The 248-nt window shown below is 49.6% G+C and carries 1 pseudogene; it reads left to right on the top strand.

What is annotated here, in order from left to right:
* Positions 1-248: pseudogene (locus tag RYX56_RS24330) on the top strand (isocitrate lyase/phosphoenolpyruvate mutase family protein); the annotation flags it as partial.

The raw sequence follows: 248 nt of genomic DNA on the forward strand, positions 1-248 counted from the left end.
GCGGTCAATTGAACTGTTTTGAACTAATGAAGGGGATGATTGAAGCAGGTGCGGCCGGCGTTCACTTTGAGGACCAGCTTTCATCTGAGAAAAAATGCGGCCACCTAGGCGGAAAAGTACTGCTTCCAACTCAAACGGCTGTGCGTAACTTAATCGCAGCCCGACTAGCGGCAGATGTAATGGGCGTTCCAACTGTATTGGTTGCCCGAACGGATGCTAATGCAGCGGATCTTATTACTAGCGATATC

The organism is Alkalihalophilus lindianensis (assembly GCF_032843265.1).
GTDB lineage: Bacteria > Bacillota > Bacilli > Bacillales > Bacillaceae_D > Alkalihalophilus > Alkalihalophilus lindianensis.